At 72.9% G+C, this 12,059-nt stretch carries 12 protein-coding genes; 7 read left to right on the top strand and 5 right to left on the bottom strand.

Translation table 11 applies throughout. The features are described 5' to 3' along the window. The gene (locus tag G7063_RS01845; RefSeq protein ID WP_240916154.1) at positions 1 to 1,038 is read left to right on the top strand and encodes a LacI family DNA-binding transcriptional regulator; all 1,038 of its coding nucleotides are present in this window, start codon (positions 1 to 3) and stop codon (positions 1,036 to 1,038) included. A 58-nt stretch (positions 1,039 to 1,096) separates the two neighbouring features. Here the strand turns inward: G7063_RS01845 and G7063_RS01840 are convergent, their stop codons facing one another. After that, positions 1,097 to 1,861 (bottom strand): ABC transporter permease, encoded by a 765-nt coding sequence (locus G7063_RS01840; RefSeq protein ID WP_166412825.1) that lies wholly within the window; start codon positions 1,859 to 1,861, stop codon positions 1,097 to 1,099. Further along, positions 1,858 to 2,820, bottom strand: coding sequence for an ABC transporter ATP-binding protein (locus tag G7063_RS01835; protein WP_166412824.1), 963 nt, complete (start codon positions 2,818 to 2,820; stop codon positions 1,858 to 1,860). The genes G7063_RS01840 and G7063_RS01835 overlap by 4 nt, the downstream gene beginning before the upstream one ends. 112 nt (positions 2,821 to 2,932) lie before the next feature. On the opposite strand from G7063_RS01835, the gene G7063_RS01830 reads away from it, so the two are divergent. From G7063_RS01830 to G7063_RS01820, 3 genes are all read left to right on the top strand, one after another. Continuing rightward, the gene (locus G7063_RS01830; protein WP_166412823.1) at positions 2,933 to 3,715 is read left to right on the top strand and encodes a TetR/AcrR family transcriptional regulator; all 783 of its coding nucleotides are present in this window, start codon (positions 2,933 to 2,935) and stop codon (positions 3,713 to 3,715) included. 69 nt (positions 3,716 to 3,784) lie between these two features. Continuing rightward, the gene (locus tag G7063_RS01825) at positions 3,785 to 4,369 is read left to right on the top strand and encodes a hypothetical protein (RefSeq protein WP_166412822.1); all 585 of its coding nucleotides are present in this window, start codon (positions 3,785 to 3,787) and stop codon (positions 4,367 to 4,369) included. A gap of 182 nt (positions 4,370 to 4,551) precedes the next feature. Further along, positions 4,552 to 6,687: an alpha-galactosidase gene (locus G7063_RS01820; protein WP_166412821.1), complete on the top strand. Its 2,136-nt coding sequence runs from the start codon at positions 4,552 to 4,554 to the stop codon at positions 6,685 to 6,687. 202 nt (positions 6,688 to 6,889) lie between these two features. Here the strand turns inward: G7063_RS01820 and G7063_RS01815 are convergent, their stop codons facing one another. After that, the gene (locus tag G7063_RS01815) at positions 6,890 to 8,050 is read right to left on the bottom strand and encodes a hypothetical protein (RefSeq protein ID WP_166412820.1); all 1,161 of its coding nucleotides are present in this window, start codon (positions 8,048 to 8,050) and stop codon (positions 6,890 to 6,892) included. A 195-nt stretch (positions 8,051 to 8,245) separates the two neighbouring features. On the opposite strand from G7063_RS01815, the gene G7063_RS01810 reads away from it, so the two are divergent. From G7063_RS01810 to dtd, 3 genes are read left to right on the top strand one after another with little or no spacing between them, the layout of a single operon-like run. Next, complete coding sequence (locus G7063_RS01810) at positions 8,246 to 9,016, top strand: ABC transporter ATP-binding protein (RefSeq protein ID WP_166412819.1); 771 nt, start codon at positions 8,246 to 8,248, stop codon at positions 9,014 to 9,016. A 24-nt stretch (positions 9,017 to 9,040) separates the two neighbouring features. Then, complete coding sequence (locus G7063_RS01805; RefSeq protein ID WP_166412818.1) at positions 9,041 to 9,364, top strand: DUF2516 family protein; 324 nt, start codon at positions 9,041 to 9,043, stop codon at positions 9,362 to 9,364. 1 nt (position 9,365) lies between these two features. Beyond that, on the top strand, positions 9,366 to 9,815 hold the full coding sequence (dtd, locus tag G7063_RS01800) for a D-aminoacyl-tRNA deacylase (protein ID WP_166412817.1): 450 nt from the start codon (positions 9,366 to 9,368) through the stop codon (positions 9,813 to 9,815). Between the two features lie 10 nt (positions 9,816 to 9,825). On the opposite strand, the gene G7063_RS01795 is transcribed toward dtd, so the two are convergent. Both G7063_RS01795 and G7063_RS01790 read right to left on the bottom strand, forming a co-directional pair. After that, complete coding sequence (locus tag G7063_RS01795; protein ID WP_166412816.1) at positions 9,826 to 10,917, bottom strand: aromatic acid exporter family protein; 1,092 nt, start codon at positions 10,915 to 10,917, stop codon at positions 9,826 to 9,828. Next, on the bottom strand, positions 10,917 to 12,059 hold the full coding sequence (locus tag G7063_RS01790; RefSeq protein WP_240916153.1) for a folate-binding protein: 1,143 nt from the start codon (positions 12,057 to 12,059) through the stop codon (positions 10,917 to 10,919). Before G7063_RS01790 ends, G7063_RS01795 begins: the two co-directional genes overlap by 1 nt.

Raw genomic sequence — 12,059 nt, 5'->3', positions numbered from 1 at the left:
GTGAGCGAGAGCCCCGGCACCGAGCGCCGCGCCCGACGTGTCCCCATGGGCGACGTCGCACGCCTCGCGGGCGTCTCGACGCAGACCGTCTCACGCGTCGCCAACGGCCACCCCTCCGTCCTGCCCGAGACCCGCGACCGCGTCCTCGCCGCCATGGCAGAGCTCGGCTACCGGCCCAACGCGGCCGCCCGCGCCCTGCGCTCGGGCGAGTTCCACGCGATCGGCATCGTCCTGTTCACCCTCTCGACGACCGGCAACGTCCGCACGGTCGAGGCGATCACCGACTGGGCGTCGGCCGAGGACTACGCGATCACCCTCGTCCCCGTACGTTCACGCTCGCGCGAGGACGTCCTGTCCGCCGTGAGGCGCCTCGGCGAGCTCGCGGTCGACGCCGTCGTCCTCCTGCTGTCCGCGCACCTGCTCGACGACGCCGCGATCCACCTGCCGGCCGACGTCCACGTCGTCATCGTCGACTCCGACGCCGGCGACGGCTACACCGTCGTCGACACCGACCAGGTCGCGGGCGCGCACGCCGCCGTCGAGCACCTCCTCGACCTCGGCCACGCGACCGTCCACCACCTCGCCGGCCCCGAGGGGTCGTACGCCGCCACGAGCCGCGCGACCGAGTGGCGCGCCGCCCTCGAGTCCGCAGGCAGACCCGTGCCGACGCTCGTCCGCGGCGACTGGTCCGCCGCGTCCGGCTACGCCGCAGGCCGCACGCTCGCCCAGGACCCGACCTGCACCGCGGTGTTCGCCGCGAACGACGAGATGGCCGCGGGCCTGCTCCGCGCGTTCGCCGAGGCCGGACGCCGCGTGCCCGAGGACGTCTCGGTCGTCGGTTTCGACGACATCGATCTCGCGAGCCAGCTCCAGCCTCCCCTCACGACCATCCACCAGGACTTCGGCGAGGTCGGACGTCGCTGCGTCGCGGCCGCGCTCGCGCAGGTCCGGGCCGGGACGTCGACGGGCGGCACGGACCTCGTGCCGACGCACCTCGTGGTCCGCAGCAGCACGGGGCCCGCACCGGTCCTCGCCTGACACCGCGCGGGTCGGCCGCGCCGACCCGCGCGTCGGCGTCCGACCCGCGCGTCGGTGCCTAGACCCGACGTCGGAGAGCGAGCCCCGCCCCGACGAGCGACAGCGCGCACCATGCGACGAGCAGCACGACGCTGCGCGTGGGCACGTCGAACGTCGAGCTCGCGAGCCCTGCACGCACTGCCTGCGCCATGGGTTCGATCGGCAGCCAGTCGTGGACGCCCGTGAGCCACCCCGGCATGCGGTCGCGCGGGAAGGAGATCGGCGAGAACAGCAGGACGAAGAACACGAGCACCTGCGAGAGGAGCATCGCGATGGCGGGCGGCGTCGTGAGCGCGATCGCGTAGCCGACGGCTGCGGACGTCATCGAGACGACGATGACGGCGAGCGGCAGCCACCAGGCGAGGTCGAGCGTCACGTCGAAGCGGACCGCGCCGGCGACGACGCCGAGCACGACGCCGGGCAGCGCGAGCACGGTCCACAGGGCGAGGTCGGCGACGAGGAACAGCGTGCGCGGCACGGGCAGCGACCGCATCCAGTCGTGCGAGCCCTCGGTGCGGGAGGTCGCGACGGACTGGGGCGTCATGACGAGCCCGACGACGATGAGCGTGATCGTCGGGGCGCCGGTCGCGAGGTAGAGAGCGGCGGCGGGCTCGGGGTTTCCGACGAGCAGGCCGTAGCCGACGACGGTCGCGACGGCCATGAGCACCTGGACGACGACGAGCAGCGGCAGGTACATCGACTGACGGCCGAGCTGCCAGCGGACGAGCAGGGCGACGGTCCGCAGGTGATCGCGGGGTCCGGCAGGGGCGGTGAGCGCGCTCATGCGGCGGCCTCCTCGGTGGTGGCGGTGGCGTCGCCGACGAGGGCGACGTAGACGTCCTCGAGCGAGGCGGGCGTGAGCGCGTAGCGCTCGAGGGTCCCCGCGACGGTCGCGGCGTGGGCCCAGTCGACGACGGCGGTCGCGTCGTCCGCGGCGAGGGTCGCGGCGAGGCGTCCGGGTGTGCGGACGACACCGGCGAGGGCGGGGTGGGGCGTGAGGTCCTCGCGGGCGAGGTCCGCCTCGAGCGTGAGGGTGCCGCGCAGGTGCGACGTGAGCGCGGAGGGGGTGCCGGCGGCCACGACGCGTCCGTGGTCGAGGACGACGAGGTCGTCGACGACGCGCTCGGCCTCGCGGACGTTGTGGGTGACGAGGAGGACGCCGGCGCCACTGTCGGCGAGGCGGCGGATCTCGGCCCACAGGAGGCGCCTGCGGACGGGGTCGACGTCGTTGGTGGGCTCGTCGAGGATGACGAGCGGCGCGGGGGTGACGACGGTCATGGCGAACGCGGTGAGGCGGGCGACGCCGCCGGAGAGTTTCTCGGCCTTGGTGTCGGCCCACTCGCCGAGGTCGAGGGCGTCGATGACGCGGTCGGTCGCGGCGGCGACGTCGGCGGTGCGTCCGCCGCGGAGGCGGCCGACGATCTGGATGGCGGTGCGCGGCGTGAGCCCGGCGATGGGGACGGCGGCCTGGGGCTGTGCGGCGGCGCTGGCACGGGCGAGGGCGGGGTGCGCGACCGCGTCGACGGCACCGGGGCCGTCGCCGAGCACGACGGAGCCGTCGTCGGGCCGGGCGAGGCCGAGGACCTGGTTGACGAGCGTGGTCTTGCCGGCGCCGTTGTGGCCAAGGAGGCCGACGACGCGGCCGGCGGCGACGTCGAGGTCGATGCCGTCGTTGGCGGTGACGCCGCGGCGGCCGCGGTAGGTCTTGCGGAGCCCGCGGACGGTGAGGACGGGGGTGGTCATGTCTGCCCTTTCGTGAAGCCGTACCGTTCGGTATGTGAAAGGAACGTAGTGAGATACCCGTCGGTAGTCAAGAGTGTTGTACCGATCGGTATATCCGGCCTAGGATCGGTGCATGAGCGAGAACGAGAACCCCCGGAACGACGACCTCGGCGCAGCGACCCGCGCGCTCAAGGATGCGACCGCGGCACTCACGCGCCTCCTCAAGGAGGAGGTCGCCGCCGTCGCGCCCCAGGCCAAGCAGGCCATCGGCGTCGCCCTGCGCGAGACGGCGCAGGGTCTCAACGAGGCGACGCAGGCCTTCGCCCGCGAGACGGCCGCCTCCGAGAACCGCCGCGCCCGCGCCGCCGTCACGCGCGAGCAGCTCCTCGACGCCGCCGCCCGGCTCGTCGCGGAGCGCGGCTACGAGGGCGCCTCCGTCGGCGACATCGCCGAGGCCGCCGGCTATACCAAGGGCGCGCTCTACTCGCAGTTCGGCTCGAAGAACGGCCTCTTCGTCGCGCTCGCACGACGCTGGTTCGACGAGCCCTCCGAGGGCGCGCGCCTCGACGTCGTCCCCGAGGGGCCCGACGCCGTCACCCGGTGGTGCGAGGCTGCCCAGCAGGACCCCCAGCTCCTCCTGCCCCTCGAGTTCGCGGCCTTCGCCCTGCGACACCCCGAGTCCCGCACCGAGCTCGCCGACGTCCTCACTGGCGCGCTCGAGCGCGTCGCCGCGCAGCTCGCCGCATACCGGACCGACGACGACACGGCCGAGCCGACCGAGCACGACCGCGACACCGCGCTCGCCGTGACGTCGGTCTACCTCACCGCGAACCTCCTCGGAGCAGCGACCGGGTCACCGCATGCGGGACCTCAGGCCGTCGCACGGGTCGTCGAGAGGATCCTCGGGCGCTCGTAGCCCCGGAAGTTGTCCACAGCACACATATTCATGGGATGTACCCGCCGGTCGTCTGGGATGATGAAGTACGTGCGAAACACCAACTCGACCACCCGTCCCACCCGCATCCGACTCGCTGCTACCTTCCTCGCAGGCGCCGCTGCGCTCGCGCTCTCCGCGTGCGCAGCCGACGCCGAGGTCGGTGACGGCGCAACCCAGACGCCCGCGGTCGGCGCAACCCTCACCGATGCCCAGGCCACAAGCCTCCAGGCCACAGAGGGCGACTACGCCTACGCCCTGCCCGACGGCACCAAGGTCCGCGTCAACGCGCGCCAGGACCTCCCCGCGGCCGTCGTGACCGACGTCGCGCGCCTCACCACCGAGACGATCATCGTCCCGACCACCGAGGCCCCCGACGGCGCCTACGACGCCGCGGTCACCCTCGCGACCGAGGTCGGCCGCACCACCGGCAAGTACGTCGCCGTGGTCTTCGAGGACTTCGGCGACGCCTGCGGCACGCTCGACACCCCCGAGGTCGTCTGGACGTCGAACGTCAACCTCGGCGACGGCTGCTCGTCCGTCAAGACGCGCGCCGAGGCCCGCGAGCGCGTCGAGGCCTACACGGCGGCTGCCGTCGGCGGCCCCGCCGCGTGGCTCGTCCTCGGCGGCGAGTGACCCGGTAGCCCACAGCTCCGAACGACCCGTCCCACCCCTGAGGGTGGGGCGGGTCGTGCGCTTCTTCCGGACTCTCCCTCAAGCACACGCCGCGGCGATCGCATCGCCCCAGGCCACCGTGATAGGCCTTCCTCAACGCACCTGTGCGCAGCCATCGCCATGAGCGATCCGAAGGGACACCGATGACCACCGTCCACCTCCGCCGCGGCGGGACGTCCGTCGTCGTCTCGCTCACCGAGGGCCGCCTGCCCCGGATCCTCCACTGGGGTCGAGACCTCGGCTCGATCCCAGCCGAGCACCTCGCGGACCTCGAGCTCGCGACGCGACCGAAGATCGGCGACTCCGCCGTGACGTACCCGCAGCCGCTGCCGCTCCTGCCGCAGGTCGCCGACGGCTGGCTCGGCGCGCCGGGACTCGCCGGCTCGCGTGACGGCCGGGCGTGGGCGCCGCTCTTCCTCGTCACCGAGCACGCTCTCACCGACGACGCGGAGACCAAGGCTGCGGTCCTCGTCGTCGATGCCGAGGACACGGCGAGCGAGCTCGGCCTGTCCCTCGAGCTCCGCCTCGAACCGTCGGGGCTCCTGCGGACACGGGCGACGCTGCGCAACCACGGCGACGCGTACCGCGTCGACCGCCTCGAGCTCGCGCTGCCCGTGCCGGACCGCGCGACGGAGCTCCTCGACCTCACGGGGAGGTGGGCGTTCGAGCGTCAGCCGCAGCGCCACCCGTTCCCGCTGGGACGGTGGGAGCGCGAGTCGCGCGGCGGCAAGTCCGGCCTCGACGCCCCCCTCGTCATGCTGGCCGGCGAGGATGGTTTTGGGTGGCGCACGGGCGACGTCTGGGGCGTCCACCTCGGCTGGAGCGGCAACCAGGTGCTCGCTGCCGAGCGCGCTCCGGCGGGATCGCGGCTCCTGCGCGGCGGGGAGCTCGTGCTGCCGTCCGAGGTCGTCGTCGAACGTGGCGGCGAGCTCGTCTCGCCGTGGCTGTACGGCTCGTGGGGCGCCGGGCTCGACGAGCTCTCGGGCCGCTTCCACGCGTTCCTGCGTGCCCGCGAGAGCCACCCTTCCTCTCCGCGGCCCGTGCTCGTCAACACGTGGGAGGCCGTGTACTTCTCGCTCGACCTCGACAAGCTCCTCGCGTTCGCGCAGAGCGCGGCCAACCTCGGCGCGGAGCGTTTCGTCGTCGACGACGGCTGGTTCGTCGGCCGCAAGGACGACTCGACGTCCCTCGGCGACTGGATCGTCGACCTCGACAGGCTGCCGTCGGGCCTCGAGCCTCTTGCGGAGCGGGTCCACGAGCTCGGTATGGAGCTCGGGCTGTGGTTCGAGCCCGAGATGGTCAACCTCGACTCGGACCTCGCCCGCGAGCACCCCGAGTGGATCTTCGACGCCGGCCACGGCCCGGGCCTCCCGTCGCGCTACCAGCACGTCCTCGACCTCGGTCACGAGGGGGCGTACACGCTTGTGCGGGACCGAATCAGTGCGCTCGTCGAGCGTCTCGGCATCGACTACATCAAGTGGGACCACAACCGGGTCCTCACGGACGCGGGCCACAGCCCGACAGGCGCACCGGGCGTGCGGCGCCAGACGCTTCAGGCCTACCGGATGATGGACGAGCTGCGCGCAGCCCACCCCGGGCTCGAGATCGAGTCGTGCTCGTCGGGCGGCGGCCGCGTCGACCTCGGAGTGCTCGAGCGCACCGACCGCGTGTGGGACTCCGACTGCAACGACCCGCACGACCGCGTCGACATGCAGCGCTGGACGACGCTCCTGCTCCCGCCGGAGCTCCAGGGCATGCACATCGGCTCCGAGGAGTCACACACGACCCATCGCGTCGCACCGCTCGAGATGCGCGGCGCGACCGCACTCTGGGGACACCTCGGCATCGAGCTCGACCTCACGCTCCTCAGCGACATCGAGCTCGCGCAGACACGACGCTGGGTCGACACGCACAAGGAGCTGCGGCCGCTGCTGCACTCCGGCGTCACCGTCCACGCCGACACTCAGCCCGAGGTGCGCCTCGAAGGTGTCGTCGCACAGGACGGCTCCGCGGCCGTGTTCCAGTACGTCATGCTCGACCGCCCCACGACATGGCCGCCTGCGAAGATGCGGCTCCCCGGGCTCGACCCCGACCGTCTCTACCGGGTCGAGGAGTTCGCCGTCACGGCTCCGCTCCCCGACAGCCAGCGGCCGCCGTGGCTCGAGGCCGGCGTCACGCTCACGGGCCGCATGCTCGCCGAGCGCGGGCTCGAGGCGCCCTCGCTCCACCCCGACCGGTCGGTCCTGCTCTCGGTGCGGGCGGTCGACCTGGAGGGGTGAGCGGGTGACCCTCCTCGTCATCCTCTCGGCTCTCGCGGCCATCGGTGCTCCCCGCGCTCGCGGGCACAACCCAAGGCGCATCGCGGCGGCCGCGTCGCCGTCCGCGTGCTCCCCGAGCCCCCGGCTTCTCGCACGCCCCCGACGCACCGACGGCCGCCTCCCCACGCGGGGAAGGCGGCCGTCGGTCTCTCAGGGCACAGGGTCAGCGACGCACGGTGACCTTGATGCTGCGGGACGTCGCGGACTTCGTGCTGCTGGTCTGCTTGATGTACGTCCGGTAGGTCGCCGTCGAGGTGGCCTTGATCTTGAGCTTCCAGGTGCCGGACTTGCTGGCGGTGACGGTCTTGACCGTCTTCCACTTCGTGCCGACCTTCTTCTGGACGGTGACCTTGGCCTTGGCGTAGCCCTTGTACTTCGAGCCGGACTTCACGTACGCCTTGCCGGAGAGCGTCGTGTACGCGCCCTTCTTCACCGTCGAGAGCGATGCCTTCGGGGCGGACAGCTTCGTGGCGGCGGGCGTCGTCACACGAATGATCGGGGAGGGCGAGGTCTTCGCGCCCAGGTAGATCGAGCTGCCCGGGTAGACGACGCGGTAGGACGCGGAGCGGCTCGGCTTGAGACGCACGTTCCAGGCACCGGTGGACGCGGTCTTGATGGTTGCGACCTGGCGCCACTTTGCGGCTGGGTTCGTCGGGCTGCTCGTGGTCTCCTCGACGTGGAGCGGAGCGCCACCGAGGACAGACGCGCTCCGGAGGCCGTAGGCGTCGTCGTACTTGAGGATGCCGGACATCGTGACGATCCCGCCCTTGGTGACGGACGTCCGCGACGTCTTGACGTCGGTGAAGAAAGCCTGGGCGACGTACTTCAGCGGGACCTGGACGCGGATGTTGGCGTCGTAGCTCGCGGCGGGGTGGCCCTCGACGCGGCGGGTGGCCCAGACGTCCACGGTGACGGTGCAGCTGCCGGGGTCGGTGTCCTTGTAGAGGACGTCGGTCCAGTTGGCGCCGCCGTTACCCTCACCCAACGAGTCCCGGGAGGCGAGGACGCACCCCGGGTCACCCGCGGAGGACGCGGTGGCGATCCACTCGACCTCGGCGGTCCTCGGGGCGCCGTATGCCGAGTAGTAGCGGTATGCGGCCGGCACCGCGACGGAGACCGAGATGACGCTCGGGAAGAGGTCTTCGTGGGTCGAACCTGTCAGCTGGTCGTAGGTGGACACGGTGACGGTCGTCCCGTTGGACGACGCGGACTTGACCGAGGTGGCCGTCACGCCTGCGGCGGTCGCGGCGGGCGCCGTGGCGGCGAGCCCGGCGGCACCGAGCGCGACCGTGATCACGGCAGCGGAAAATGAACGAAGCTCCATGTCATCCCCTGGCTTTCGTCTGGTGCGGCTCAACCTTGCCCCTTGCTCGGTTCAAACCCGCAGGAGGATCCTCACATCCGTCCGATGGCACCGCAACCGGAACAGTGTGCCGCATCTCACCGGACGGAACCCGTGGTCCTCCCCACCCGTTACCGTGGGACAGGCCTTGCCGGCACCAGCAACGAACGGACCCCCATGCCCTCCGCATCTGCCCTCGTCGTCACCGATCTCTTCGCGGGCTACGAGCGCTCGTTCGTCCTCGAGGGCGTGAGCCTCACGGTGACGCCGGGCGACGCCCCGCTGGGTGTGGTCGGCGAGTCGGGGGCCGGAAAGACGACGCTCCTGCGCGCGATGCAGGGCGTCGTCAAGCCCGACCGTGGCTCGGTGACGTGGAACGGCCGCGCGGTGCACCGCGTGGGCCGCGACAAGAAGCTCTTCGCGTCGTCGGTCCGCCGCGTCCTCCAGGGCGATCTCACGGAGCCGGAGCGCGCGCGCACGGTGACGAAGCTCGTCGAGGAGGGCCTCAAGGACGCACGCAAGGCCGGCCGGACGGTCAACCGGACGGTCGAGGAGCTGCTCGACGTCGTCGCGCTCCCCCGCAGCGTCGCGCAGCGTCAGGGCTACACGCTCTCGGGAGGCGAGCGTCAGCGTGTCATCCTTGCGCGCGCGATCGCGGGCCGGCCCGACATCCTGCTGCTCGACGAGCCGCTCACGGCGCTCGATCCGGCGATGCGCGGCGACATCGCGGCGAGCATCTCGGAGGTCGCGCAGGATCTCGGCACGGCTGTCGTCCTCGTCTCGCACGACCTCGAGCTCGTGTCTCGCATGACGCAGGACGCGATCTTCCTCGCAGGTGGCAAGATCGTGGCGCGCGGCCCCGTGTTCCCGACGCTCGCGTCGACCGAGCATCCGGCGCTGCGCGAGCTCGCGGCGGCGGCTCCGCTCGCTGTCCAGCGCATCCCCTGATCCTTCGGCACGAACGGTTCCCCTGTGATCTCCGACCTGCAGTACCTCGTCGTCCTCGTCCTCGCGATCGGCGCGTTCGCGATCGAGGTGTTCGCCCTCGTCGAAGCGATCCGCACGCCCGCGCAGGCGTTCAAGAACGCGGGCAAGCTCTCGCGCGAGGTGTGGCTCACGATCGTCGGGGTCGGGGCCGCGGTCGGCTTCCTCGCGCTGCCGTTCCCCGGGTTCATCAGCCCGATGAACTTCCTCGCGATCATCGCGGCGGTCGCGGCGATCATCTTCGTCGTCGACGTGCGGCCCGCGGTCGCGCCGTACCGGCGCCGCCCGCCGCGCAAGCCGCAGGGGTGGTGACGTGAGGGTCGTCGTCCAGCGCGCCTCACGTTGCTCCGTGTCGGTCGACGGCGAGGTCCTCGCGGCGTTCGACGGCCCGAGCCTCGTCGTCCTCGTGGGTGTCACGCACACGGACACGACCGCGCAGGCGCGCGCGGTCGCGTCGAAGGTCGCGGGCCTGCGGATCCTCGACGGGGAGCGGTCGGTGCTCGACGAGTCCGCGCCGGTCCTCGTCATCAGCCAGTTCACGCTCTACGGCGACGTCCGCAAGGGTCGCCGTCCGTCGTGGACGGCGGCCGCGCCCGGATCGGTCGCCGAGCCCCTCGTCGATGCGGTCGCGGCCGAGCTGCGGGCGCTCGGCGTCACGGTCGGCACGGGCCGGTTCGGTGCGAACATGCAGGTCGAGCTCGTCAACGATGGTCCGGTGACGATCGTGTACGACGCGGACGCGCCTGCGCCCACCGACGCGTAGGCCGCACAGCTCAGAGCGTCGGCAGCGCGTCCCGTGCGGCCTCGGGCGGCTCCCCGGCGGCCTCGAGCAGGTCGACGAGCGGCGACCGCATGAGCATGACGAGCGACTGCACCTGCCACCCGGCCTCCCCGAGCGCGCCCGGGTCGGCGAGGGACGCGGCGTCGCGCAGGGCGTTGCGGGCGGGCGTCGGGTCGGACCCGGCACCGATGACGGCCGCGAGCACCTGGGTCGCCCGCGCGGAACGTCCGATGAGCTCGCCCGCACCGTCGAGCTCCGCGTCGACGGGCACCGAGATCGCACGTCGGGCGAGGACGCGCACGGACCGCACGGCACGGTCGAGCATCTCGGCCTGCCGGACGAGCACCTGGAAGTCCTCCCGGTAGCGGCGCGAGGCCGCGTCGAGCCGCGTGTTGTGCAGACCGGCCTGCGCGGACGCCGCCCAGTCCTCGAGCAGCCCCTGCGTGCCGCGGCCGCGGTCGAGGGCCGCACGGACGCGATCGACGTCGTGCGTGCGCAGCCCTGCGGCGAGCTCGCGCAGCATCTCGGCGAGCGCCGTCGTCGCCTCGGCCCCGAGGGCGCGCGCGTGCCGGCGCGGGTCGCCGGGCGTCAGGGTGGCGACGAGCAGCGCGGCGATGGCGCCTACGGCCGCGTCCGTCCAGCGCCCGACGGGCCCCGACTGGATCTGCGGCATGCCGATGATGACGATCGCCTGGACGCCGGCCTGCGTCGTGAGCATCTGCCCGCGGTCGAGGAAGCGTGCGAGGAGCGCCGCCGCGAGCAGGGTGAGCCCGATCTGCCACCAGCCCGAGCCGATCCCGTGCGCGACGAGGTCCCCGAACCCGACGCCGAGCGCGACGCCCACGCCGAGCTCGGCGACGCGCCGCAGCTCACGGTCGGCGGAGAACCCGAGGCACACCCACGCGGAGATGGGCGCGAAGAACGGCATCTCGTGCCCGAGGACGTAGAACGCGAACGCGAACGCGGCGCTCGCCGCGACGGCAGCCTGCAGAACGGGAAGGAACGCGCGGCGCACGCGCGAGCGCCCCTGGAGGACGCGCAGCTGCAGGGCCCGGCGACGGACTGTCCGGACCGGGCCCGGCATCAGTCGCGCCGCTGACGCGGTGCGAGCCCCCGGGCGACAGGCGCTCGCGCCGCCGGACGGTCGGGCGTCACACCGTCGGCCGCGACGACGACCTCCTGGCCGGCGGCGACCGTGCCGCCCTCGGCTGCGACGACGAGGTCGGCGGCGGGGTCGACGTTGCGCTTGAGGACGACGAGCGCGATCGGCCCGAGCTCGTGGTGCATCGCGACGGACGTCGCACGACCGACGACCTTCTCGCCGACGCTCACCTCGGCACCCGTGACAGGCAGGAGGTTCTCCGAGCCGTCGAGGTGCGCGAACGCAAGCCGGCGGGGCGGACGGCCGAGGTTGTGGACGCGCGCGATCGTCTCCTGACCCCGGTAGCAGCCCTTGGCGAGGTGCACCGCGGTGCGCAGCCAGTCGAGCTCGTGCGGGATCGTGCGGTCGTCGACGTCGAGGTCGACGCGCGGGCGCAGCGCCGCGACTCGCGCGGCCTCGGTCGCCCACGTGCCGACGAGCGTCCAGCCCGCGCCCTCGCGCGCCCGCACCTCGTCGACGAGCGACGTGCGCGGCACGAGGACGAGCCGCCACGCGCGGTCGGCGCCCGGGTGCTCGTCGGCGGCGGGACCGTAGCGGGTCGAGCCGGGCGCGACCGTCGGCCACGGGTCGAGCCAGGTGACGGGCTCGCCCTCCTGGCCCTCGGCGCGCACGTTCTCGCCGAGGACCGCCCACTCCTCGGTGACGTCGGCGACCTCGACGCGCATCATGAAGCGCATCCGGTCGAGCCACGCGGCGAGCGGGGCGGCGTGGTCGCCGTCCGTGAGCAGCCACGTCGTGGTGCCGTCGTCGACGACGCCCGCGGCGTGCTCGACGTGCCCGTGGGGGTCGAGGACGAGCAGCTCGGTCGACGTGCGCGGCGCAAGCCCGGTGAGCTGCTGGGACGTGATGGAGTGCAGCCACGTGAGCCGGTCCGGACCCGTCACGGTGACGACGCCCGTGTGCGAGAGGTCTGCGAACGCGTTGCGGCGCTCGAGCGCGCGCTGCTCGCCGAAGGGATCGCCGTAGTGCCAGGCGACGCCCTCGTCGGGCGCGAGCGCGGGCACCGCGCCGTGGCGCGCGAGCAGGGGGCTCCAGCGCACGGGGGTCGCGTCCTGGCCCGTCAC

The organism is Sanguibacter sp. HDW7 (genome assembly GCF_011300875.1).
Taxonomy (GTDB): Bacteria; Actinomycetota; Actinomycetes; order Actinomycetales; family Cellulomonadaceae; genus Flavimobilis.
This window is presented reverse-complemented; position numbering and strand designations above follow the sequence as displayed.